Genomic DNA, 23,640 nt, shown 5'->3' on the forward strand with positions numbered 1-23,640 from the left:
GCAGTCAGCACCAGTATACGTGGCTGTGGCTGGCCCAGCACATTGAAGGCAATAAAGTTAACAAGTTAACTTTATTGCCTTCAATTCAACTTTAATTGTTGATTTATTGTTCATATCAGCATAGATTTTACCGCAGAATAAAAAAGCTTACTAAAACAGGGAGCGTCATGAAACACCTTTTCTTCACCAGCAAGCACTGCTTGCTGGTGTTAACTCTGTTGCTGTTAGTCGCATGTGGTGGCGGTTCAGGTTCAGAGCCAAATCCACCACCGGTCACCAATACGCAGCCGAATGCATTCAGCTTTACCGCTCAGTCGGATGTGGAGCCTGGGGCCACCGTCACTTCAAACAGTATCACTGTGTCTGGTATCAATGCTGCGGCTACTATCAGTATTCAGAACGGTGAGTACTCAGTAAACAATGGTGACTTTGCTGCGGGCTCGGCGACCGTCAATAATGCTGCACAAATCCGGGTGCGGCATCAGGCATCCAGCCAATTTGCGACCAGCCAGACCACTACGTTAACCATTGGTGGTGTCAGTGCCAACTTTGTTAGTACTACCCGCGACCAACCACCAGCAACAGGTACAGGCACACCGCCGCAAGCAAGTGTGGTTTTCCCATGGTCGCAGTCCAAAACATCCGCGGGTACTCTCACTGTTCGCGGTACGGCTACCAGTCGTAATGGTATTAGCGCACTCAGTGTGAACGGTGTACCAGCCAATATTCATAGTCAGAGTGTTGCGGCACAGCGTGTATCGGCACAGAGCTTTCATGCCCAAGGCAGTAACGGTGAGGATGAGGAGGAAGAGTTTGAGTGGACTGCCGATGTTGAGATCGAGTCCGATAGTGATACTGAATTGACCGTAGCTGTCAGCGACGCCGATGGCAATGAGAATATAGACGCTGCCTCTGTCAGAGTAAATACTCTGCGAGCACCCGCTTACCTTGTTTATGACGACTTGCAGCAGCGACTCATAGGTGTGCTGGACAATCAGGATATCGTTGCAATCGATCACACAGATCTGACTTATCAGTTGCTGACATCCGTTGACTACATTAGCGAGTTAAATTTCGATGCAGCGAACAACCGTCTCATCTATTCATACCATCATGAAGATACCGTGTCATTGTATGAAGTAGATTTGGAGCAAGGTCAGCAAAAACTCCTGACAAATTTTGCACCTGAGATAGCACCCGATGTTCAGTTGATTGGTGTCCAATCCGTATTTGATCCAATCAACCAACACGCTTTTGTGTTACTGAAACTTTTGGAAGCCAATAGCATCTACGCTACCGATCATCTTTATCAATTCAATCTAGCAGATGAGACAAGTCGCTTGTTGTCTTACACCAATCTTACCGACTCGCCATGGCTTACCATCAAGCAAATGACCATGCTTGGAGACAGGTTATTCGCTACCGCTGGCCATTTTCTGTTGGTTGAGGTCAATACGCAAACCGGCGAGCGAAGCATTGTCATGGACTTACCTGACTTTAGCCCTATGGCATTAACTTCAGGCTCCAATAGTGACCAACTGTTTATAGCTGGTATGGAAGGTATTGTTAAAGTTGAACTCGCTTTTCCTCTGTCCTATATGTTGTCTGCTGAGAGCAGTACCACTTTGTATCCGACCTCACAAATTCAGGATATCCTGCTGCTTGATGAGCACACTTTGTTGGTCGCCGACTCTGGTTATAACACAGTGTTAAAAGTGGACTCCCGAACCGGTGAACGCTCCGCCTTCGTAAGTTCAGGTATTGGCTCTGGTCGCGGTTTGATGATGCCAAATTACCTGACCTTTGGCGCAGATAGCAACACACTATACGTCTTAGATAATGGTAGCAATGCTGCTGAATCGCTGTTTTCGATTGATTTATCGAGTGGTGATCGCACCATGCTGGCTGACATCAACCAAGCGGGTGTGAACTATCACAGCGGCCTGTTTTTTTACGAAGCGAATAATGCGCTCCTGATTGGATTGGATGATGCCATTTTATCGGTTGCCCTGCCTGATGGAACAGTTTCGGTCGTCAGCGGGATGGGGGTTGGCGAAGGGCCCAGCTCAGGAGGGATGACAGGTGGTGATTTTCATGCAGAGACAGCAACGCTTTATATGGCACAACCCAATCTTGCCAATTCAGTTTTGCAGATAGATGTCTCTACGGGTCAACGCAGTTTGCATGAATTTGATGGCAGCGCTGGTACTGCTGGTATCATCGAAGGCGTGAACGATGTGGCTGTGGATACGCAAAACAATCAGCTCTATCTAGCCAGTCAATTACAAAATTTGATTTACCGGCTGGATTTAGAAACAGGTGAAACAGAGCTGATTGTGGACCGTTGTCTGAACTTCAATAACCAGAACATCCTTGATATTGGTGTAAATGGCATACAGAAGATAAGCTTTGATGAAGAACGTCAGCAACTTCGGATCCTGGCAGGTCAGCTGGCAATCTATGATCTAGCTTCGCAAAGCTGCACGGTGAAAAACCTGAACAGGACGTTTCTCAATGCCTTACCGCTGGATGATGGCACCTACTTAATGACCAGTCAAAATGCACTCGAGCATTTTGATCCAAAAAGTTTAGCTACCGTGATCATCTCAAAATAGTCCAGCTAAGGGCTGGTTTAACCAACCAGCCCTTGATTTCATCTCCATCAGACAATAGCTTTAAAAACCAAAACCCCTTTACTTTAACGGCCAAGTCGCTACAATAGCCGCCGCACTTTTGTGTATGTTTTAACCGCTCTTTATCCAATAAGGTAATCGCTATGCATCCGATGTTGAACATCGCCATCCGTGCTGCCCGCAGTGCAGGAACACTTATTGCCCGCTCGTGCGAGCAACTGGATATCGTTAAATCGACGGAGAAATCCAGCAACGACTTTGTCACCAACATCGACCGTGAAGCCGAGCAACTGATTGTGCAAACCTTGCGTAAATCCTTCCCTGGCCACAGTGTGGTTGGCGAAGAACTGGGCATGCAAGGACCGGCAGAAAGCGATCACCAATGGATCATCGACCCACTCGATGGTACCTCCAATTTTATCCGCGGTATCCCGCATGTTGCCATTTCCATTGCTTTAAAAGTCCAGGGCAAGCTCGAGCAAGCTGTGATCTACGATCCGCTGCGCGATGAGCTGTTCACTGCTTCCCGTGGCCGTGGCGCCCAGCTCAATGGCCGCCGTATTCGTGTTGGCAACCGGCCTGAGCTGACTGGTGCGCTGCTTGGCACTGGCTTTCCGTTCAAGCAAAAGCAATTGCTGCCGGTATACAGCAGTGTGTTTAACAGCCTGTTCCCGCTGGTCGCTGATATGCGCCGTGCTGGCTCGGCTGCTTTGGATTTGGCCTACGTCGCTGCAGGCCGTTTGGATGGTTTCTGGGAAATTGGTTTAAAACCATGGGATATTGCAGCCGGTGAGCTGATTGTGCGCGAAGCCGGTGGTATGGTCACCGACTTTGCCGGTGGCAACAACCAGCTGAAAAGTGGCAATGTGGTCGCCGCCAGTCCGAAAGTGCTGCAGGGCATGCTAAAAACCATGCGGCCGCACCTGACCGAAGATTTGATGCGTTAAGCATCTGCCTTACTACCAAACCCAGCCATTGCTGGGTTTTTTATTGGCTGCGTTTTTATGGTCGCTCTATGGGCAAGCCCTGCTCTTGCCAGGCGCGATAGCCGCCTGCCAGGCTAAACACCTGCTGATAGCCCATTTGCTGCAGTGCCTGGGCCGCCAGCGCCGAGCGGTAGCCACCACCGCAATACAAGATAATCGCCTGGTGCTTATCTTGCACTGTCTGTTCAATATCCCGCTCGATGATGCCTTTGCCAAGATGCATGGCCCCGGGTAAGTGCCCTTGCTGCCACTCATTATCCTCACGGGTATCTATCAGTACATAAGGTGTGCTTCGCTGCTGCAAGCTCGCGATATCCATTTCCTTGATAACGGCTTTGGCGGCGTTGACTAAGGCCAGAAATGCCGGTGAGTGCTGCATAACAAGCTCCAAAAAAATGCCAGTCGGGAGACTGGCATTTTGTCGGTTAAGCGCGCTTATAGCAAGGGCTCGGTATTCTCGCCTTCTTTTTCCACCGGCGGTGGCATCAGATCTTCGCGGCTTATGCCCAGCAACAAGGACATGGAGCTGGCAATATAGACCGACGAATAGGTACCAATCACCACACCAAACAACAGCGCAGTAGCAAAACCATGGATCAACTCGCCGCCTTTAAAGAACAGTACCAGCAGCACCAGAATGGTCGTTAACGAGGTGATGATGGTGCGGCTCATGGTACCGGTCAGCGATTCATTGACCACCTCAACCGGCTCGCTCTCACGAATACGGCGAAAGCCTTCGCGGATCCGATCACAGACTACAATGGTATCGTTCAGCGAGTAACCGATCACCGCCAGCACAGCAGCCAGTACGGTCAGGTCAAACTCCAGCCCAAGCAAGGAAAACAAACCCAGCGTGATAATGACATCGTGCGCCAATGCCGCGACTGCGCCAAGTGCAAAGCGCCACTCGAAACGAAACGCCACGTAAATTAAAATACAGATCAAGGCCGCCAAAGTTGCCAGGCCACCCTGCTCTTTAAGCTCGGCACCCACACTGGGGCCGACGTATTCAATACGACGCATATCGACCGTGCCAGGATCCGCCTCACCGAGCAGGCGCAACACTTGCTCACCTAATGTGACCTGCTCGATATCATCGCGCGGGCCAATCCGGATAAGCACTTCCCGGCTGGAGCCAAAGTACTGCACCACGGCATCCGGGAAACCGGCATCGGCCAGTACAGAGCGCACCGCCGATAAATCGGCATCGCGCTGATAGCCGACTTCAATCACGGTGCCACCGGTAAAGTCCAGGCCCCAGTTCATGCCTTTGGTCGCCATTAAACCAAGCGAGGCAATCACCAAAATACCGGACAGGATCAAAGCCGGTACTTTCAGGCGCATAAAATTGATGGTGTTATTAAAATTAATTGCGATCATCATGGCCCCCTTAAATTGGCAACTTCTGCAGGCGACGACCGCCCCAGATCATGTTGACCAGCACACGCGTACCGACAATGGCGGTAAACATCGAGGTGACAATACCAATCATCAGCGTCACGGCAAAGCCTTTGATAGGCCCGGTACCGACACCAAACAAGATAAGCGCCGCAATTAAGGTAGTGACGTTGGCATCGGCAATGGTAGAGAATGCCCGGTCGTAGCCATGGTGAATGGCTTGCTGCACACTACGTCCATCGCGCAGCTCCTCACGGATCCGCTCAAAAATCAGCACATTGGCATCGACCGCCATACCCACCGTAAGCACGATACCCGCCATACCCGGTAAGGTCAGGGTAGCACCAGGGATCATCGACATCACCCCAACAATCAGCACCAGGTTAGCCACCAGCGCAGCATTGGCAACCAGGCCAAAGGCTTTGTAGTACAGCACCATAAACACCAGTACGGTGGCCAGACCCAACATAATGGCCGTTTGGCCCAGCTCGATGTTTTCCTGACCCAGGCTTGGCCCTATCGTGCGCTCTTCAATGATTTGGATCGGAGCTAACAAGGCACCTGCCCGCAACTGCAGCGCTAAATTGTGCGCTTCACCAGGGTTATTAATACCGGTAATACGGAAGCTGCGACCTAACCGTGCCTGAATGGTAGCCACGTTGATGACTTCCTCTATCTTTTCCAGCACAGGGTCGCCATCCGGGCCAATCTGATCGGTCGGTTTGTATTCGATGAACACGGTTGCCATGCCGCGGCCAATGGCATCACGGGTGGCCTGAGAGAACATATTGCCCCCCTGCGCATCCAGTGAAATATTGACCTGGGGCCGGCCATATTCATCAAAGCTGGAGCTGGCACCGGTAATGCGATCACCGGTCAGCATGATACGACGTTGCAGCACCACAGGGCGGCCATCACGATCATAGTAAAGCTGCGCACTGGGTGGCACCCTGCCGGCCAGCGCATCATTCAGATCCACACTATCATCCACCAGCCGGAACTCCAGCGTGGCGGTGGCGCCTAAAATCTCTTTGGCGCGGGCGGTGTCCTGCACACCCGGCAGTTGCACAATAATGCGCTCGCCCTGACGTTGCACCAGCGGCTCTGCTACCCCGATTTCATTCACCCGGTTGCGGATGATGGTGATGTTTTGTTGCAGTGCATAATCACGGATTTCGGCAATTTTGGCATCGCTCATCCGCACTTGCAGGCTGAACTCGACCGGGCCATTGCTGACATCCAAATCACGGTCCTGGCTGATCAAGCGACGGGCTGCCGCTAAATCATCGGCATTACGCAGTTGCACCAGCACAGTCCCTGTATCAGTATCCGACTGAATATTGCCAAAACGAATCCGGGCTTCACGCAGGTCGGTGCGGAAGATCTGCGCCAGATCGTCCAGTTGCTTATCAATCGCCGCCTGCATATCAATGGCCATTAAGAAATGCACACCGCCACGTAAGTCCAGACCCAGATTCATCGGGCTTGCGCCAATCGCCATCAGCCAGCCGGGCGTGGTCGGTGCCATATTCAAAGCGGTCACATAATTGTTGCCAAGCGTACGGCTAACCAAATCACGGGCTCGCAGCTGATCTTCAGTATTAAAAAAGCGGGCCAGTAATTGACCGTCCTGCAACGTGATGTCTTTTAGCGCAATATTATCTTCTTCAAAACGTTGTTGCAGCAAGACCAAACTATCCTGCTGCACCTCGCCACCACGGGTGGCACTTACTTGAATGGCGGGATCTTCCGGGTATAAGTTCGGCAAGGCATACAAGGTGCCGACCAGCAGCACCAGGATGACCAACAGATAACGCCATGCTGGGTTATGATTTAACACTCAACAGTCCTTTTGCATCAATGGCAATTCAGATTACAGCGACTTCAGGGTGCCTTTTGGCAGCACAGCTGAGACAGACGCCTTTTGCACCGTCACTTCGGTGCTGTCGTTCAGCGCCAGCACGATAAAGTCTTTTTCGTCGGAAATTTTGCTGATCCGCCCCACCAGGCCGCCTTGGGTCAGCACTTCGTCACCTTTCCCAAGCGCGCCCATCAGGTTTTTATGCTCTTTGACACGCTTTGCTTGTGGCCGGTAGATCAGAAAATAAAAAATCAGACCAAAAGCCAACAGCATAATGATCAGATCCCAGCCACCACCTGACTGAGCACCACCACCAGTAGCATGTGCATTTGCAATAAACAGACTCATAACGTTCCCCTTAATAAAAACAGCAATTAATTGAGCGCTGGTACATCCATACCACGAGCGGCATAGAAGTCAGCAACAAATTGGTTCAAAGTACCAGCGGCAATGGCTTCACGCAATCCCTGCATCAAATTCTGATAAAAATGCAGATTATGGATGGTGTTCAGACGAGCGCCCTGAATTTCATTGCAACGATCCAGATGATGTAGATAGGCTCTGGAATAATTTTTACAAGTGTAGCAATCACAATTTTTATCCAAAGGCGCCGTATCGGCCTTGTGTTTGGCATTGCGAATTTTTACCACGCCATCACTGACGAACAGATGACCATTTCGGGCATTGCGGGTTGGCATCACGCAATCAAACATATCGATGCCGCGGCGCACCGCTTCGACAATATCTTCCGGCTTGCCCACGCCCATCAGATAACGCGGCTTGTGTGCCGGCATTTGGTCGGTGGTGTGGTTTAGAATGTTGATCATGTCTTCTTTCGGCTCGCCAACGGATAAACCACCGATGGCGTAGCCATCAAAGCCGATGTCTTCCAGCCCTTGCAAGGATACATCACGCAGCCCCGGATACATGCCGCCCTGGATAATACCGAACAAGGCAGAGGGGTTATCGCCATGGGCTGCTTTGCTGCGCGCTGCCCAGCGAAGGGATAACTCCATCGATTTTTTCGCTTGCTGCTCAGTCGCAGGATAAGGCGTGCACTCATCGAAAATCATCACAATGTCCGAGCCCAGTGCCTGTTGCACTTCCATCGAGCGCTCCGGCGTCAGCATAATTTTTTCGCCATTCAGCGGTGAGCGAAACAACACCCCTTCTTCGGTAATTTTACGCAGTTCGCCTAAGCTAAACACCTGGAAACCACCGGAGTCGGTTAAAATGGGTTTGTGCCAGTGCATAAAGTCATGCAAGTCACCATGCAGCTTGATGATATCCGTGCCCGGGCGCAGCATTAAGTGAAAGGTATTGCCAAGGCAGATTTGCGCCCCGGTCTGCTCCAGCTCTTCGGGTGTCATGCCTTTGACCGTGCCATAGGTGCCCACCGGCATAAAGGCAGGGGTATCGACTACGCCCCGCTCAAACATCATTTGACCACGACGGGCTTTGCCGTCGGTCGCTAACAGTTCAAATTTCACAATTTACCTCGTACACCGGAGAAACAGTCCGGCTTCGCGGGCGCTATCATACCCTGTCCGGCGGTAAAATGCGATGCAAGGCATCCCGTGATAGCGGTGCTTTAGCTGATAAACATGGCATCGCCGTATGAATAAAAACGATATTGCTGCTGCACTGCCGTCTGGTAGGCATGCATCACATATTCGCGTGAGCTAAACGCCGATACCAGCATAATAAGAGTTGATTCGGGTAAATGGAAATTGGTGATCAGCGCATCCACCAGCTGAAACTGGTAACCAGGGTAAATAAAGATCTGAGTATCGCCCTGAAATGGCGCCAAGGGTTGCTGCTGGCTCAGCGCATGTTGTGCTGTGCTCTCCAATGCCCGCACCGACGTAGTGCCCACGGCGATCACTTTATTGCCCCGCGCTTTGCAGGCATTCACCGCATCGATCACTGTTTGATCGACTTCGATGTACTCCGCATGCATCTGATGGGTGGTGACATCCTCTACCCGCACTGGCTGAAAAGTCCCAGCCCCGACATGCAAGGTAATAAACGCAAACTGCACGCCTTTTTCTTTCAGAGTATCCAGCAAAGGCTGGTCAAAATGCAAACCGGCCGTCGGCGCCGCAACAGCGCCGGGTTTCTGATGATAGACGGTCTGATAGCGGGCCTTGTCTTCCTCGCTGTCCGGCCGGTCGATGTATGGCGGCAATGGCATATGCCCCAATCGCTCCAGCATGCTGAACACGCTTTCATCGCCTTGCAGCTCCAGTTCGAACAACTCGCCTTTGCGGCCGAGCATCGCGACTCTGGCGTCGTTTTCTAACAACAACTCAGAGCCTGGCTTAGGTGATTTACTGGCACGGACATGCGCTAAAAAACGCTGCTCATCCAGAATCCGCTCCACCAGCACTTCCACTTTGCCGCCAGAAGCTTTTTGACCAAACAAACGGGCCGGGATCACTTTGGTGTTATTGAAAACCAACAGATCGCCCGGCTTGAGCTGTTCGGCAAGTTCCCGGAACACCCGGTGTCTTAAAGCCCCACTTTGACGATCCATGCACAGCAAGCGGCTGGCAGAGCGCTCTGCCTGCGGATAACGGGCAATCAGCGCATCCGGTAGTTCAAAATGAAAATCAGCAAGCTGCATAAAACCACACCTCTGGGAAACCAAGGCCGCTAGTCTAATAACAGCAGGGGCTTTGAACAAGTGAAATCCACCCATACCTCGCCTGAAAAGGTCTACACTTATTAGCAGGGAGGTGGCCATGGGTACTGTCACGACGTTACCAAGCATGCTGTGCTGCTTTTTGCTAGTTGTCAGTAGCAATAGCGCGCTTTTGGCTGCAACCAAACCCGATCCAGAACCGATGATTCCAGCCAAAGTGGTTCATGTTGCCACTGATCTCTGGCCAGGTTTTACCGAGCCGGATGGTGAGGGGGCTTACCTGCACTTGCTAAGAGTTATTTTTCCAGCTGATACCAGGCTGGAGCTGCACTTCACCAGCTTCAGTCGATCTATTTTAATGGCCGAACAGCAACACGCTGACATGGTGATTGGTATCGCGGCAACCGACAGCCAGCAGCTGTTGTATTCCAACTATCCCTTCGATGTCGACGAAATCGCCGTTTTGTATCTTGCGGGCCAGCCAGTACTTGATACCGCCAGCTCGTTAGCCACACTCAGATTAGCCACGCAACGAGGTTACAACTACGAACTGGTACTGAATATCGATAACACCAGTTACGAAGTAGACAGCATCCGCACCGGGGTTGAGATGGTACGTAATCAACGGGTTGATGCTTTTCTGGTAGAAAAAACTGAGCTTAGGAGCAAACTTACCGGGGAAGACCTGACAGGGCTGGAGCTTCGGTTTTTAAAAGGCGAGCCTATCTTTATGGGCTTTAGCAACAGTGCCTCAGGCCTGGCACTTAAACAGTGGTGGGATGATCACTACAGCAAGCTGTACCACAATGGCCAATTGGAATTATTGTACCAACAATACCCAAACTTCATCCTACCCGAGCTTGCCCCTACAAAATCGACACCCGCATCAGCTACACAGTAACTTTCTTTAGTAAGACCTGGCGAATCAGCTCGGCCAGTAAGCGGTAACTATGCAACTTGCTGGAGGTAGGACGCCAGGCCACGCCAATATCCCGGCTGGCTTGCCCAGAGGCAGGTCGCTGACATACCAGCTCGGTACCCTGCAATAAACCCGCATTGATCGCCAGTTGTGGCATAAAAGTCACACCCAGTTTGTTGTTGACCATCTGGGTCAGCGTATGCAGGCTGGTAGCAAAAAACGGATTGACCTTACGGTTGTCTTCCAGCTCACAGGCTTTAACAGCATGACCTGTCAGGCAATGTTCACGCTCCAGCAGGAAAATACTTTCATCCGGCCATTGGGTGATATCATGCTCAAACCCCTGCCCTAACCAATCCCGATGCAACACCAATTGGAAAGGATCTGCCGCCAGCACCTCGGTATGAAAGGCACCGGTTTCATAGGGCAAAGCCAACAGCACCATATCCAGCCGGCCTTCAGCCAAAGCATGCAAGGAATTATCGGTGGTATCTTCACGCAGCAACAGCTGCAACTCTGGGAACTGCTGGCGGCACTCTGCCATGATGTCACTGAGTACAAAGGGGGCTATGGTGGGGATACAACCGAGGCGAAAGGGACCTGACATCGGCTTGCCCTGACACTGAGCAAACAGACTTAGCTCTTCACATTGTTCAATAATATACCGGGCCTGACGAACAATATCCTCGCCAAGCGGGGTAAAAATAAAGGTTTTATGATCCCGCTCCAACAACTGAGCATTGAGCGTTTCTTCCATATTGGCAATGGCGGCACTCAAGGTAGATTGCCCGATAAAACATGCTTCGGCCGCCCGGCCAAAGTGCTGGTGTTCATGCAATGCTAACAGATACTGCATTTGCTTAATGCTGGGTAAACGCTTCATATTGCCCCCATGGAGTTGTTCGTTATTATATCAGCATGATCTTGGTAGGCACAGCATTTAGGCCCGAAAATCAGTTAACAAAATTACCTGGAAAAGGAACGATAAATTCATTATTCGAACCCACAAAACGGTATTAAATCATGATAAATAACAGCTATTTATAAAACATTAAATTACAGCTGTAAATTATTGATTGAATCTGATTCTTCAATGTTATAAGTTAACTAAGCAACAATGTTTAAGGTTAATGAGCCATAGAGCCTGACCTACATTGACTCAGGGTCGCCACTGTTTTTTTGAGTCTGTCCTGCTGTCTGCTTCTCAGATAAGTGCGCTACTACCATAACCATAATAATCACCTCGGGAGGGTGAACCCATGTCCAAATCTTTTGCTACTCTGGCGGGAGCCAAGAGCAGTTTAGTCGCAGTGGCCATTTCTGCTGCTTTAGCTGCCCCAATCGCAGCTCATGCTTCAGAAAGTGCCGAGCCAAGCTCCAATCGTTTCATCATTCATTACAAAGCCGACCACCTGGCTCAACAAAGCATTTCATTGCGGCCGGGAGAGTCCCACGAGCAAGCAGCACTGCAGGCCTCTGCTCGTGCGCTAGAGCGTATGGGTGCGAAAACCAAGCTGATCCTTGGACCTCAACGCGCCATCGCTGCTGAATTGCCAGAAGCCGCCTTGAAGCGCTTGCAAGCAGATCCAAGCATCGAACTGATTGAACCGGATCTGGTTCGCTACCCAATGGCGCAGGAAGTTCCGTATGGCTTTACCATGGTACAAGCCGATCAGGTCTCCGATCAATTTGCCAGCAACCAGACCGTTTGTGTCATCGACTCTGGCCTGGATCTGCCGCATGAGGATTTCCTGAGCAGCAACATCACTGGCACCAATGATCCAGGCACTGGCAACTGGTTTGAAGCCGGTGGCCCACACGGTACTCATGTTGCTGGTACCATTGCTGCTTTGAATAATGATGTCGGTATTGTTGGCGTGCTGCCAAATGGCGAAGTCAAACTGCATATTGTGAAAGTCTTTAATGCCGCTGGCTGGGGTTACTCATCCTCATTAGTCAATGCCATTAACGTCTGTGCTCAAAATGGCTCAACCGTAGTCAATATGAGCTTAGGTGGCGCAGGCTCGAGCGTGGCTGAGCGCAATGCCATGCAAAGTATTTACGACTCCGGCGTGCTGTTGGTGGCTGCGGCTGGAAACGGTGGTAATACCGCCCTGTCTTACCCTGCCTCCTACGACTCAGTCATTTCAGTCGCTGCAGTGGATAGCAGCAAAACACTGGCCGGCTTCTCACAACGTAATGCGCAGGTCGAATTGGCAGCTCCTGGGGTTGACGTACGTTCAACCTATCCGGAAGGGACAGGTGTTGAGTCGCTGCTGTCAGTCAATGGCGTTGCCTTTAATCCAAACCCTATCTCTGGCGCTGGCTCAGGCAGCATGACGGCAGAAATTGCCAGCTGTGGTCTGGGCTTAACCACCTGTGATGATATGGTGGGTAAAATTTGCTTGATGGAGCGTGGACAGGTGTCTTTCGCCCAAAAAGTTGAGTCCTGTCAGGATGGTGGCGGTGTAGCAGCCATTATCTACAACAACGAGCCAGGTAATTTCAGTGGCACTGTCGGTGACAACCCAACCACCACCATTCCAGCAGTAAGTTTGTCGCAAGAAGAAGGCAACGTATTGATGGGGCAACTGGGTGATGTAGCTAACTTTACCTCAGGTGCCAGCAATTATGGCCTGATGAGCGGTACCTCAATGGCATCACCGCACGTTGCAGGTGTTGCCGCTCTGGTATGGAGCCACTTCCCACAATGTACCAATGCCGAAATTCGTGCTGCGCTGGCTGCTTCTGCGGAAGATTTGGGAGCACCAGGCCGTGATACCTCTTATGGCTGGGGTTTGGTACAGGCAAAAGACGCGGTGGATTATTTGACCGCTAATGGCTGTGAAGGTGCTGATTTACCGGATGACCCGGTAGACCCGGATCCAGAGCCAGGCACCGAGCTGCAAAATGGTGTCCCGGTAACCGGCCTGTCTGGCGGCACCGGTGAACAATTATCCTTCACCATGCAGCTGCCTGCTGATGCCAGCGATTTGGCCTTTGTGATGTCTGGCGGCACCGGTGATGCAGACTTGTATGTGAAGTTTGGCTCAGCGCCAACCCTCAGCGATTACGATTGCCGGCCATTCCGCTTTGGCAACGAAGAGCGTTGTGATTTTGCCACGCCGCAAGAAGGTACCTGGCATGTGATGATCAATGGCTATACTGCTTTTAGTGGTGTTAGCCTGGTAGGAAGCTTCACTGCACCGGAAGAGCCGGACGAGCCGGATGTACCAGATGCTGGCGGTTATGTTGTAAACAACATCAGCATTGATCGTCGTGCCTGGGATTACTACAGTGTGGATGTGCCAGCCGGTGCAACCAGCCTGGTGGTTGAAATCTCTGGTGGCCGCGGTGATGCCGATTTGCATGTCCGTCACGGTGCTGTGCCAACAGCAACGCAGTTCGACTGCAAACCTGGCACCAACGGCAACAACGAAACCTGTACCTTTACTAACCCAACAGCTGGAACCTGGCACATTGGTCTGCATGCCTTCCGTGCAGTCAGTGGCATGAAGCTGGAAGTACGGTACGAGTAAACCCTGTCATTTCTCCCTGAAATACAAAGCGCCGCTCATTGAGCGGCGCTTTTTTACTGGCACATCATCTATCCGATCCTACCCGCCTGTCAGGCCAGATAATCACTGATGAAACCTACTGCTTGCGTGCCTGTGCCTGACCATCGATCCGCATCGCTTTCAAACGACGGCCCGATGCGGACTCATTCACATTCAGCACGTGATCACCAATACGCTCCAATCGATTGAGCATATCGATAAAGATCACACCAGCACGCGGCGCGTACTCACCTCGTTCCAACCGATTGTAATGGTTGTTGCGGTATTCGTCGCGCAGCTTGTCGATTTTATCTTCCAGTACAATGGCGTCTTTCAGGTTAACCGCTGCAGGCTCTTTCGCCACATTGTTTTTCATCGCGACAATGGCGTGCTGCAAAGCCGTCATCATCACAGCCATTTCCTTGCTGGCATCTTCTGGCCAGGTCGACTCAGTCTCGATCATCCGCTCCGACAATTTAGACACCTGATAGTAGATATCAGCAATTCGCTCCATATCGTTGATCATGGTCTGCATAAAGCGAATGCGTTCCGTCATCCAGTGTTCCAGATTGGTGTGCTCACTGACCCGTACCAGATAATCAGAGATTTCCACTTCCAACTGATCGGTCGCATCCTCGTATTTTTGGATTTTTTCCATCAGTTTCTCGCGGTTATTCCCTGGCTCAAACAGCAACTCAGTAACCGACTCATGCATTTTTTCCACTACACCGGCGAACTGCTGAATTTCTTTCTGTGCCTGGGCGACCGATAACCCTGGCGAGGTCATCACGCCGGCACTGATGTAACGCAGGTGAAATTCTTCATCCTCGCCGCCACGATCCGGCTGAATAAATTCAACAAAACGAATCAGATAGGGCACAAAGGCAAACAACAGCACCACGTTTAATACGTTAAAGGTGGTATGGAACAAAGAGAGCGCCAGGGTAGCATTCGCGCGGGCTTCTTGTGTACTGTCCATCACCGAGACCGGGTTGCCGGTAAAATATTGCACTGCCGTGTCCATCAGGCTGAGCATCGGGAAGATGATCGCCATCATCCAGATCACCCCAACGATATTAAAGAAGAAATGGAAGCGGGCCGCCCGTTTAGCATGCACGTTGCCCACCAGGGCCGCAATATTGGCCGTTACGGTGGTACCAATGTTCTCCCCCAGGATCATCGCTGCCGCAATCGGGAAAGATATCCAGCCTTCAAACAGCATCACCAGCGTGATAGCAGTCGCTGCCGAGGAGGATTGGGTCAGTAAGGTTAACACCGTGCCCGCAAAGACAAACAACAGCAGCGATAAATAACCGTACTCGGTAAAGGCATCCAGAAAGGCAAACATCTCCGGATTGGCACGGATATCCGGCACAGCCCCTTTGATAAACTCCAAACCAATAAACAGGATACCAAAACCAACCATGGCTTCAGCAATATTGCGCAGCCGGCTGTTGTTGGAGAACAAAAAGGCAAAAAATACCCCGATGACGGCAACCGCGATCGGGGTGATCTGAAACTTAAAGCCAAACAACGCCACCATCCAGGCGGTAATGGTGGTACCGATATTGGCCCCCATAATCACGCCGGTCGATTGCACAAAGGTCAGCAAGCCAGCATTCACGAAGCTGACCGCCATCACAGTGGTAGTGGTGGATGATTGGGTAATGGCGGTGGTGCCAAAGCCGGTCAGAACACCGGTTAAACGATTGCGGGTCATGCCGCTTAAGATGCCTTTCAGCCGGTTGCCTGCAATTTTTTGCAAGCCTTCACTGAAAATCTTCATGCCAAAAATAAAAATCCCCAGTGAGCCTACCAACTGGAGAAAATCAAACAATGAATAACTCATGCGTTTTGCCCTGAATAGGCCGCTTCGATTGGTGAAATACCAGGCCGTTGCGGTCATATTTTATGCATTAGTGCAATTAAGGCGGCATTATAGCGCCTGCATTCGGTAATAAAAATGAAATATTAGCTGATGAAGCAGAAAAAAGCCCAGTCGAGGTAACCAGGCTTAGAGAGATTTGACGCTAACTAGGCAACTAGTAAGGATTTATTCGCCAGCAGCTTCCATTTCACTGCTGTCGGTGACTGCTTTGCCTTTGACAAAAAAGGCAATGTATTCAGCAATGTTTTTGCAGCGATCGCCTATCCGCTCCAGCGAGCGGACCGACCAAAGTACATTCATGATTTTTGGAATGGAACGTGGATCTTCCATCATGTAGGTCATTAACTGACGGGTAATGGCTTCGTACTCACGATCGACTTTTTTGTCCTCGCGGTACACGGTGTAAGCAGACTCCAGATCCATCCTGGCAAAAGCATCCAGCACATCATGCAGCATGCCACCAACATGACGGCCCATATTTTCCAGATTGACCAGCAAATCCTGCTGATGTGCGTTGAACGACTCCAGCGCTACTTTGGCAATCCGCCGTACTTCATCCCCCATCCGCTCCAGATCAGTGATGGTTTTCAGCACCGCCATAATCAGCCGTAAGTCACTGGCTGCAGGTTGACGCTTGGCAATGATGCGATTGCACTCTTCGTCGATTTTGATTTCCCAGTTGTTCAGCTTGATATCGGTATCGATCACTTGCTGCGCTAACTCGGCATCGTTGTGGCTGATAGCACTCAGCGCATCCTGCAGCTGTTGCTCCAGCAAACCACCCATTGCCATCACGTGGTTACGAACCCGCTCCATTTCCTCATTGAACTGACTGGAAATGTGTTTTGATAAATTCAGTTTGTCCATCACCTGCTCCTTTGAGTCTGTCGGTTGATCATCAGGCAATTAACCAAAGCGGCCTGTGATGTAGTCTTCGGTTTGTTTTTGCGCCGGGTTGGTAAACATCTTGTTGGTAACATCGTGTTCAATCAGGTCGCCCATGTACATAAAGGCGGTGTAATCCGACACCCGGGCTGCCTGTTGCATATTGTGGGTGACAATTACGATGGTGTACTTGCTTTTCAGCTCGTAAATCAACTCTTCGATTTTCAGCGTCGAAATCGGATCCAGCGCCGATGCCGGTTCATCCAGCAGCAGTACCTCGGGTTCAATAGCAATAGCACGGGCAATCACCAGACGTTGCTGCTGACCGCCGGACAAACCAAAGGCATTGTCGTGCAGGCGATCTTTCACTTCGTTCCAAAGCGCCGCCCCTTTTAATGAGGTTTCAACCACCTCATCCAATACCCGCTTGTCATTGACGCCTTGCAGACGCAGCCCATAGGCCACGTTCTCGTAAATCGTTTTTGGAAACGGGTTTGGCTTTTGAAACACCATGCCAATCTGCCGGCGCAGCTCAGCCACATCCACCTTAGGTTCGTAGATGTTCTGGCCATCCATTTTGATGGCACCTTCAATACGACAGATATCAACCAAATCGTTCATCCGGTTAAAGCAGCGCAGCAAGGTCGACTTACCACAACCTGACGGGCCGATAAAGGCAGTGACGCGCTTTTCCGGAATAGCCAGGTTGATGTTTTTCAGCGCCTGCGAGTTACCATAGTATAAATTCAGGTTTTCTACCGTCAGTTTAATTTTTTCATCCGCCAGGCTCAGCTCTGGCTCATTTTTCATTACATCATCGTTCTTCATTGTCATCTTCTCTGCAGACTGAGTGGATTTTGCTTGCGTATTCATTTGCATTCTCGTCACTCCCGGTTAGTCTGAATCGCTGCGGTATTTTTCACGCAGGCGGTTACGGATGCTGATGGCCGTCATATTCAATACCATGATCAGGGCAACCAGCGTTAAGGCTGTCGCGTACACCAGTGGCCGCGCGGCTTCAACGTTCGGGCTTTGGAAACCCACATCGTAGATATGAAAGCCTAGGTGCATGATCTGCCGATCCAGGTGAATAAAGGGGAAATTGCCATCAATCGGTAAGCTTGGAGCCAATTTCACCACGCCCACCAACATCAGTGGAGCCACTTCACCGGCAGCACGAGCAATCGCCAGAATCAACCCGGTCATCATCGCAGGTGCCGCCAGCGGAACCACCACTTTCCACAAGGTTTCCGATTTGGTCGCTCCCAATGCCAGACTGCCCTGACGAATGGTACTTGGGATCCGTGACAAGCCTTCTTCGGTCGATACAATCACCACCGGCAAGGTTAATAATGCCAGGGTTAACGAAGCCCAGAATAAGCCTGGTGAGCCAAAAGTCGGCGTTGGCAACGACTCCGGATAAAACAGTTGGTCTATGTTACCGCCCATAATGTAGACGAAAAAGCCCAAACCAAAGACACCGAACACGATCGACGGTACCCCGGCCAGGTTGTATACCGACACCCGGATAATTTTCAGCAGAGGCCCTTGCTTGGCGTATTCTCGCAAGTAAATTGCCGCCAGGACACCAAAGGGCGTCACAATCACCGACATCAGCAGCACCATAGTAACGGTACCAAAGATAGCCGGGAAAATACCGCCTTCGGTATTGGCCTCACGCGGCTCACCGGTTAAAAAGTGCCACAGCTCCGGGAAATAATGTCCTAGCTTTTGAAACACATTCATCTGATTCGGTGCCCAGGCATTGACGATAATACCCACGTTCAGGTTGACTTCCTGGCCATCGGCAGTTTTCATCACCAGCGTATCCCGCTTCGCCGCGGCATACAGCTGATCCAACTCGCCACGCAGTTCAAGGAAATCGTGCTCCAATGAATCCCGCTCAATGGCGGCTTGTTGACGGAACTGCTCCAGCTGATACTCTGGTACTTCACGTAGCTCCAGCCGGCGCTCATCCAGCCTGATCCGCTCCAGTCGGTGGTTGATATCACCGATGGCGCCACGCTCAATACCACGAATTTGCTTGTATAAGTCATTCACGCGCTTGATGCGGGCTGGCAAGTGCTCCAACACAGCATCGCCTTCAGCAATGACCTGATCAGCTTCCAGTAAGCGTACTGGCAAACCATAGAAGTTCCCCCACTCGCGCCGCTCGAGTGCCAGGGCATTTTTCGGGTACTCGCGCTTCAGTACATGCGGCTGCAGGAACCAGCGAAAATCACGGCCAAACACATCCCGGTTACCAACTTTCAGTAAATAACGGGTGATCAGTGGGTCATCACCTTCCAGCTTAACGCCAGCATCACGAATGACGTTGCTGGCCAGTGTCTGGCTTCGGACCTGCTCACCCATCACCACAGTCTGACGCTCTCCGTCCAGCACCGTTAGCTGCACGATATCGGCCGGCCAGAAGTGGCTGAAACCACGTACTGCAATTAATGTCAGCAACCCTATTACCATCACCAGGCTCAGCGCCAGCGCACCGGCGTTTAGCCAAATCCATGGAGTTCCGCTTCGAAACCAAGCTCTCATCTGTCTTTGCTCCAATTACAGGTTGCTGTAGCGTTTACGTAAACGCTGACGTATCACTTCGGCCAGGGTATTGGCGAAGAAGGTAATAACAAAAAGTACCAGTGCTGCCAGGAACAGAACCCGGAAGTGGGTGCTGCCGACAGCGGTTTCCGGTAGCTCTACCGCGATATTGGCCGATAAGGTCCGCATGCCTTCAAAGATATTGAAGTTCACCACAGGGCTGTTGCCGGTCGCCATCAGGACGATCATGGTTTCACCTACCGCACGACCAAAACCCACCATCACGGCCGAGAAAATACCCGGGCTGGCAGTAGGTATCACCACACCCATCACGGTTTGCCACGGGGTAGCACCCAACGCCAATGATCCCTGAGTTAAGTGTTTAGGGACATTAAAGACCGCATCTTCTGCAATCGAGAAGATGGTTGGGATCACCGCAAAACCCATCGCAATGCCAACCACCAGCGCATTCCGCTGATCGTAGGTAATACCGGTTTCAGTAAACCATTGCCGCATGCTGCCATCAAAAAATGCCAGTTCAATCGCCGGGCTCACGCTGACACAAAGCCAGCCGACCAGCAAAATAACCGGAATTAAGATAACTGCTTCCCAACCACCGGGCACCCGGTGGCGGATGGCCGCAGGAAAGAAACGCCAGGCATAAGCCATCAACAGCATGGCGACCGGCATCAAAATGAGGATAGAAAAGACTGCTGGCAGGTTGTCTTCAATAAAAGGTGCCAGCCACAGGCCTGCCAAAAAGCCCAGAATAACCGTCGGCAAAGCTTCCATGATTTCAATGGTCGGTTTAACCTTACCGCGCAGTTTCGGCGACATAAAGTAAGCCGTATATATGGCCCCCATAATGGCCAAAGGCATGGCAAACAACATGGCAAAGAAAGCGGCTTTTAAGGTACCTATGGTCAGTGGCACCAACGACATCTTGGGTTCAAATTCGTTTGAGCCCGATGAGGCCTGCCAAACATATTCAGGCTTTTGCCGGCCTTCATACCACACCTGATTCCACAGTGAGCGGAAAGAAACATCCGGGTGGGCATTGTCCTTGTTAAAGAAGTGCGTTTTCCCCGTGGTATCCTGCACGTAAAAAGCGGTATTAATCGGTGAAATGGCTACTTTATCTGCCGTGATGCCATTGCCAAGCGACTGCAGCAGCAAAGTACGCGACGCGGTACCATGGTGAATACCAATATAGCCTGCATCATCCAGCACCATAAAGCCTTTACGGGTGTACTCAGCTGCAATACTGCGAATCGCAGCCGGGTGCTTTTGAAAATCCCGGATACGGGTCAGACTAGAGACATTGTTATCATCCCGTACCAAAAACCACTGACTGACGGCACCACTGCTGGAACCAACAATAATCGAGACAGCACCGTTTAAGAACTCCATCGCGGTAATACGCTGACCCGGCTCGACCACCCGCACCGACTCGACAAAAAAAGCCTGGCTTGGATTGACGATATCGTAATAATGGATGTAGCCCTCGTTGTCGGCCACATACATATTACGAAGCGCAGAATCCAGCAGAATTTGGCTGACTGAGGCGGGCGCCGATGGCAGCTGATAGCTGGTACGCTGCACCGTGACACCACCGGTCATAAAGTTGGTGCGAGTGGAAAAGACATTCAATCCCAACCGGCCATCGGCGGTATAGACCGCGATGCCTGTGCCATTGCGCCCTTCCTGAATAGCCATGGCTTTCAGCGGCATGCCTTGCTCATCAAGCACCAGCAAATCCTGGCCTAAGGGATACGTAATTTTCGGCGTCACCAATCGGACATCATCTGGATAACTCAAATCATACTCATGTTTCGCAACCGTACCTTTGCCGTTGTTAAGACCAAACAACAACAACCCTGAGCGGGCATGACCAGCAGCAAAAGCAGTGATTTCAGTCTCATCTGGCAAGCTCAGATACTCGGTTTTATTGTCGGAGCCATCAAGAGTATTGAAGAAATGCAAGCGCCCCTGATTGGTAGCCATCAGACCGATGCCATTGTAGCGCTCCAGGGTAGAATGCAGAACCTGCTCATTTTGCATCAAGGGCACTTGGAAACTTTGACTGTGTTCCACTTTGGCCGAAGAGAATATCGGCCCGACTTCTGAGAACAGGTAGATAAAGATGGTCGCCAGCGCGATCACCACACTGATACCAGCCAGGCCAATACCGTATTTGGAGATGCCATCTTTAATGCCTCGCCAGCGCCGCAGGCGGGCCCGTTTCTCGCCGGATGGCAGCAAGGATTTTACTGAAACCTGCGCCTTGCCGGGTGAACTCACATCTGATGTTTGCATTGCATAATCCATGTAATGAGTTGGACAAAATTGGATGCTCGCCACTGTAACGCAGCTTTATTTCAGAAATATGACAGCTGCCGTCATATTTCTGAAATAATAAAAAACGGGCTATTTAGCATAGCCCGTTTTTTTACGTCATCAGGTCGGCTTACAGGACGCCGATATCACGCAACACTTGCTGAGATACTGCATTTGGAATTGGTACATAGCCATCACGTACTACTACTTCCTGGCCTTCTTTTGACACCACCATACGAATAAACTCACGCTCCAGAGTGTTCAACGGACGGTTCGGGTGCTTGTTAATGTACACGTAAAGGAAGCGAGCCAGCGGGTAAGTACCGTTGGCAGCGTTGGCACCGTTAGGCTCGGCAAAAGGCTCGCCAGCATTAGCCGCTAAAGGAATAGCACGTACACCAGAAGTGATGTAACCAATTCCAGAGTAGCCGATACCGTTCAGTGACTCACTCACACCCTGTACCACGGAAGCAGAACCTGGCTGCTCGTTGATGCTAGGCTTAAAGTCACCGCCACACAGCGCATTGTTTTTAAAGTAACCGTAGGTACCTGATACCGCATTACGGCTATACAGGGTAAAGTCACGGTTAGCCCACTGACCACCCAAACCTAACTGCCCCCAACGGGTGATATCAGCGTCAGCACCACAGCGGCGACCTACAGAGAAAACAGCATCCACTTGTTGTAAGGTCATGCCTTCGATTGGGTTGTCTTTGTTGACATAGACTGCCAGTAAATCCACCGCTACAGGGATAGCCAGTGGCTTGTAACCGTAACGGTTTTCAAAAGCCTGCACCTCAGAATCACGCATGGCACGGCTCATAGGACCAAAGTTGGCGGTACCTTCGGTCAAGGCAGTCGGAGCAGTTGAGGAGCCCGCACCCTGAATCTGAATATTGACGTTTGGATAGAACTTAGCAAACTCTTCAGCCCACAGTGTCATCAGGTTGTTCAGGGTATCGGAACCGATACTAGTAACGTTACCAGAAACACCACTAACGCGCTCATACGCTGGGATGTCTGGATCGATACTGGCAACAGCGCTGCTGATACCGAAAGTCATAGCTGCGGCAATCACAGTCAGTTTGGTCAATTTCTTCAATGCGTTCACGGTCGTCTCCTACCTATTTTTGGAATTAAAACATCGAATCGCGATGGGTTATTGCTTAACACCCTGCCATCCTAATGCAGCCATATGACAATAATATGACGAAAATACATTTTATTTTGCTTGCCATGCCAATTACCTACTTTGTGGTAGGTTGCCATTTGGCCATTTAAAATCAGGCACTTATAAATAAGTCATGATGCCTTATGCTATTTAACTGCAAAAATGACAAAAAAATTATCCTACCCTACTTTATTCCTGCGACCTGCTGGCTACACTTAGTCGCATGGAACCCTGTTCCTAATAACTATTAGAATGAACTCCCCCATACTGACGTCAACACAAAAGGAATCGTTATGAAGCAGTTGGTCCTGACCGTCATAGGACGCGATAAATCTGGCCTGGTAGAACAACTGGCTACCGTGGTCAATCAACACAATGGCAACTGGATGGCCAGTAACCTCAGCCACCTGGCGGGTTACTTTGCCGGTATTGTACAACTGGAGGTGGCAGAAACTGACCTGGCCCAATTAACCGAGGCATTGCAAGCCATTACCGATCTGGATATTCACATTCATCATGGCATTGACAGCGCTAGCCAAAATCAGCAGTTGCTGAAGTTCGTGATTACCGGCAATGACCGCCCCGGCATTGTGCGCGAGCTGTCCTCGGTGATTAAGCACAAAGGCACCAATATCATCCACTTTGAAAGCTCTAAGCAGAGTGCGCCCAATTGGGGCTCGCCCTTGTTTAACGCTATCGCCACCGTAGAGCTGGCACCTGGTTTAAGCCGGGATGAAGTGATTGCGGCGCTGGAAGCCATCGCAACGGATGTGGTGGTGGATGTGGAAGTCGCCAGTTGATTTGCCAC

At 50.9% G+C, this 23,640-nt stretch carries 18 protein-coding genes; 5 read left to right on the top strand and 13 right to left on the bottom strand.

Annotated elements, in window-relative coordinates; genetic code table 11:
* Positions 1 to 95 precede the first annotated feature (95 nt).
* The gene (locus QWY20_RS06835; protein ID WP_330128281.1) at positions 96 to 2,615 is read left to right on the top strand and encodes an NHL repeat-containing protein; all 2,520 of its coding nucleotides are present in this window, start codon (positions 96 to 98) and stop codon (positions 2,613 to 2,615) included.
* Positions 2,616 to 2,776: 161 nt separating this feature from the next.
* Complete coding sequence (suhB, locus tag QWY20_RS06840) at positions 2,777 to 3,580, top strand: inositol-1-monophosphatase (protein WP_330128282.1); 804 nt, start codon at positions 2,777 to 2,779, stop codon at positions 3,578 to 3,580.
* Positions 3,581 to 3,635: 55 nt separating this feature from the next.
* On the opposite strand, the gene QWY20_RS06845 is transcribed toward suhB, so the two are convergent.
* From QWY20_RS06845 to queA, 6 genes are all read right to left on the bottom strand, one after another.
* The gene (locus QWY20_RS06845) at positions 3,636 to 3,998 is read right to left on the bottom strand and encodes a rhodanese-like domain-containing protein (protein WP_330128283.1); all 363 of its coding nucleotides are present in this window, start codon (positions 3,996 to 3,998) and stop codon (positions 3,636 to 3,638) included.
* A gap of 56 nt (positions 3,999 to 4,054) precedes the next feature.
* Complete coding sequence (gene secF, locus QWY20_RS06850; RefSeq protein WP_330128284.1) at positions 4,055 to 4,999, bottom strand: protein translocase subunit SecF; 945 nt, start codon at positions 4,997 to 4,999, stop codon at positions 4,055 to 4,057.
* A gap of 10 nt (positions 5,000 to 5,009) precedes the next feature.
* Complete coding sequence (gene secD, locus QWY20_RS06855; RefSeq protein ID WP_330128285.1) at positions 5,010 to 6,857, bottom strand: protein translocase subunit SecD; 1,848 nt, start codon at positions 6,855 to 6,857, stop codon at positions 5,010 to 5,012.
* Between the two features lie 33 nt (positions 6,858 to 6,890).
* A complete protein-coding gene (gene yajC, locus QWY20_RS06860) occupies positions 6,891 to 7,226 on the bottom strand; it encodes a preprotein translocase subunit YajC (protein ID WP_228614053.1) in 336 nt (111 codons plus the stop codon).
* 26 nt (positions 7,227 to 7,252) lie between these two features.
* Complete coding sequence (gene tgt / locus QWY20_RS06865; RefSeq protein WP_330128286.1) at positions 7,253 to 8,368, bottom strand: tRNA guanosine(34) transglycosylase Tgt; 1,116 nt, start codon at positions 8,366 to 8,368, stop codon at positions 7,253 to 7,255.
* A 101-nt stretch (positions 8,369 to 8,469) separates the two neighbouring features.
* Positions 8,470 to 9,504 (bottom strand): tRNA preQ1(34) S-adenosylmethionine ribosyltransferase-isomerase QueA, encoded by a 1,035-nt coding sequence (gene queA / locus QWY20_RS06870; protein WP_330128287.1) that lies wholly within the window; start codon positions 9,502 to 9,504, stop codon positions 8,470 to 8,472.
* Positions 9,505 to 9,622: 118 nt separating this feature from the next.
* Between queA and QWY20_RS06875 the strand changes: the two genes are divergently transcribed.
* Positions 9,623 to 10,423 (top strand): substrate-binding periplasmic protein, encoded by an 801-nt coding sequence (locus QWY20_RS06875; protein ID WP_330128288.1) that lies wholly within the window; start codon positions 9,623 to 9,625, stop codon positions 10,421 to 10,423.
* Here the strand turns inward: QWY20_RS06875 and QWY20_RS06880 are convergent.
* Positions 10,413 to 11,324 (bottom strand): hydrogen peroxide-inducible genes activator, encoded by a 912-nt coding sequence (locus QWY20_RS06880; protein ID WP_330128289.1) that lies wholly within the window; start codon positions 11,322 to 11,324, stop codon positions 10,413 to 10,415. The genes QWY20_RS06875 and QWY20_RS06880 overlap by 11 nt on opposite strands.
* Positions 11,325 to 11,700: 376 nt before the next feature.
* Between QWY20_RS06880 and QWY20_RS06885 the strand changes: the two genes are divergently transcribed.
* Positions 11,701 to 13,980 (top strand): S8 family serine peptidase, encoded by a 2,280-nt coding sequence (locus QWY20_RS06885; protein ID WP_330128290.1) that lies wholly within the window; start codon positions 11,701 to 11,703, stop codon positions 13,978 to 13,980.
* A gap of 115 nt (positions 13,981 to 14,095) precedes the next feature.
* Here QWY20_RS06885 and QWY20_RS06890 read toward each other — a convergent pair whose 3' ends face one another.
* The 6 genes from QWY20_RS06890 to QWY20_RS06915 form a co-directional block, all read right to left on the bottom strand.
* Complete coding sequence (locus tag QWY20_RS06890) at positions 14,096 to 15,847, bottom strand: Na/Pi cotransporter family protein (protein WP_330128291.1); 1,752 nt, start codon at positions 15,845 to 15,847, stop codon at positions 14,096 to 14,098.
* A gap of 204 nt (positions 15,848 to 16,051) precedes the next feature.
* Positions 16,052 to 16,753 carry a phosphate signaling complex protein PhoU gene (gene phoU, locus QWY20_RS06895; protein WP_330128292.1) on the bottom strand — a complete coding sequence of 234 codons (702 nt, stop codon included), beginning with the start codon at positions 16,751 to 16,753 and terminating at the stop codon, positions 16,052 to 16,054.
* A 39-nt stretch (positions 16,754 to 16,792) separates the two neighbouring features.
* Positions 16,793 to 17,605: a phosphate ABC transporter ATP-binding protein PstB gene (gene pstB / locus QWY20_RS06900; RefSeq protein ID WP_407935406.1), complete on the bottom strand. Its 813-nt coding sequence runs from the start codon at positions 17,603 to 17,605 to the stop codon at positions 16,793 to 16,795.
* Between the two features lie 60 nt (positions 17,606 to 17,665).
* On the bottom strand, positions 17,666 to 19,324 hold the full coding sequence (pstA, locus tag QWY20_RS06905; protein ID WP_330128293.1) for a phosphate ABC transporter permease PstA: 1,659 nt from the start codon (positions 19,322 to 19,324) through the stop codon (positions 17,666 to 17,668).
* A 15-nt stretch (positions 19,325 to 19,339) separates the two neighbouring features.
* Positions 19,340 to 21,640 (bottom strand): ABC transporter permease subunit, encoded by a 2,301-nt coding sequence (locus QWY20_RS06910; RefSeq protein ID WP_330128294.1) that lies wholly within the window; start codon positions 21,638 to 21,640, stop codon positions 19,340 to 19,342.
* A 151-nt stretch (positions 21,641 to 21,791) separates the two neighbouring features.
* On the bottom strand, positions 21,792 to 22,754 hold the full coding sequence (locus QWY20_RS06915) for a PstS family phosphate ABC transporter substrate-binding protein (protein WP_407935410.1): 963 nt from the start codon (positions 22,752 to 22,754) through the stop codon (positions 21,792 to 21,794).
* Positions 22,755 to 23,125: 371 nt separating this feature from the next.
* On the opposite strand from QWY20_RS06915, the gene QWY20_RS06920 reads away from it, so the two are divergent.
* Positions 23,126 to 23,632 carry a glycine cleavage system protein R gene (locus QWY20_RS06920; RefSeq protein WP_330128295.1) on the top strand — a complete coding sequence of 169 codons (507 nt, stop codon included), beginning with the start codon at positions 23,126 to 23,128 and terminating at the stop codon, positions 23,630 to 23,632.
* Positions 23,633 to 23,640 lie beyond the last annotated feature (8 nt).

Origin of the sequence: Alkalimonas cellulosilytica (genome assembly GCF_036325985.1) — a bacterium.
Classification (GTDB): domain Bacteria; phylum Pseudomonadota; class Gammaproteobacteria; order Enterobacterales; family Alteromonadaceae; genus Alkalimonas; species Alkalimonas cellulosilytica.